Raw genomic sequence first — 1,559 nt, 5'->3', positions numbered from 1 at the left:
GTCCGTGCGCCGGCCCGATCGGCCGGCGCACGGACGGCGGCGCGGGCCGCTAGCCGGCCAGGTCGTTCCTCTCCGCCACAAGATCCGCCGTGAAGGCCCAGGGTGCAGACCCCGGGCCTTCCTTCGTTTGAGGCTGCCGAAGACTGAGTCGCACGGCTGATTGCGCCGACTCGGGCGGAGCCACCGGGTGGGGGCTGCCGACTCAGTGGTCCGCCATCACTCACTAGTGCCAGGTGCAGTCCCCGGAGGCCCGATCACTGCAAGTATCTCTCCGGGGTCGGCAAACCCGCCGTCGGCAACGCACATCTCCATGAGAACACCATCGACGGGAGAGTCGAGGTCCATCGCTACCTTGGCGCTCTCGACGACGGCGATGGTCTCTCCCTTGCTCACCGTGTCACCGACCTGCTTCTGCCAGTCGACGTCGCCCCCCGTGGCGGACTCGCCGAGGCTGGGCATCACAATCTTCGTAATCCCTACCGCCTCGTCGCCCGGGGCCGTGGTTGGGCTGGGCTCCGGCTCGGAGGAGCTACCGCACTCCGACGCTCGCGCCTGGGCCGGCGAAGCAGGAACGCCAGCGGATAGGGCGCAAGCTGCGATCAGACACGATGCGCCAATGATGTGAGGAAGGCGCTTCCGGACGGTTGTAGACATGGTCCTCCTCTGAAGGAAGGGTCAGCAGTCCGGGCCGACGAAGCAGGACCTCTGCATGGAATCCGTTGTCGGCTGGGTTCGTGTTGCGTGCCACAAGCGACAGGCCAGGTCCACGTGGCCAGACTCAAGCATAGGATCGCCCGCTGACGATCGCATGCGGACCGCGGGGGACGCGTCGCTGCCTCTGCCCGGCCGCCCGCTGGTCTCCCACGCGCGCTCCTCGACCCGTCAGGCGAGGCCACGCGCGTCCGGGATCGCCACGCCGAGGGCGCGCAATCCGTCGGCGGCGGTGGCGCCTGCCGTCTTGGGGGCTCGCGCTGGGAGACGGATCGTCGACAAGGTGGGGTTGCCTGGCCGGGTAGTTCCTGGCCGGGGAATCGAGGAGGGGCGCCGGTCTTCTCCTCGGGCGGCGCGGCCTGCTCGGGGACAGTCGCCTCTGCCGTGGTGGTGGTGTCCGTCATCGGTGTACCTCCAGGGTCAGCGACTTGGTGTCCGGGGCAGCCCGTTGTGCGACGGCGTTCTTCTCGATGGAGGCAAATTCGTGGCGGGGGCCGGTGGTCCCAAGCGGCTGTCGGCACAAGACCATGCACCTGCTCGCCCTCGTCGACCCGGTCGACGGCACCTACCGCCGGCCGATGAACCGGCAGTTGACGGGTGCAGGAGTCCCGCCACCGCCTGGCCCGCGCGATCTGCCACGGCGGCCGCGGCCAGATCCGCCACGCGTACCGCGAGGGCCAGGAAGACCAGCTCGCGGCCCTCGGCCTGTCCTCAACGCCGCCGTCCTGTGGAACACCCGCTACCTAGGCGCGGCCTCGCCCAACTTCGCGTCGAGGGCCACAGCGCAAGGACGAGGACGTCGCCCCCCCCCCCCCCCCCCCCCCCCCCCCCCCCCCCCCCCCCCCCCC

Annotated in this window: 1 protein-coding gene and 1 pseudogene; one reads left to right on the top strand and one right to left on the bottom strand. The window is 70.4% G+C overall.

Going from position 1 to position 1,559, the window contains the following annotated elements:
* Positions 1 to 216 precede the first annotated feature (216 nt).
* Positions 217 to 654 (bottom strand): lipoyl domain-containing protein, encoded by a 438-nt coding sequence (locus tag AVW11_RS39065; protein ID WP_078093325.1) that lies wholly within the window; start codon positions 652 to 654, stop codon positions 217 to 219.
* A gap of 578 nt (positions 655 to 1,232) precedes the next feature.
* Here AVW11_RS39065 and AVW11_RS35525 point away from each other — a divergent pair.
* Positions 1,233 to 1,559: pseudogene (locus tag AVW11_RS35525) on the top strand (Tn3 family transposase); the annotation flags it as partial.

Source organism: Streptomyces amritsarensis (genome assembly GCF_001953875.1).
In the GTDB taxonomy this organism is placed as follows: domain Bacteria; phylum Actinomycetota; class Actinomycetes; order Streptomycetales; family Streptomycetaceae; genus Streptomyces; species Streptomyces amritsarensis.
This window is presented reverse-complemented; position numbering and strand designations above follow the sequence as displayed.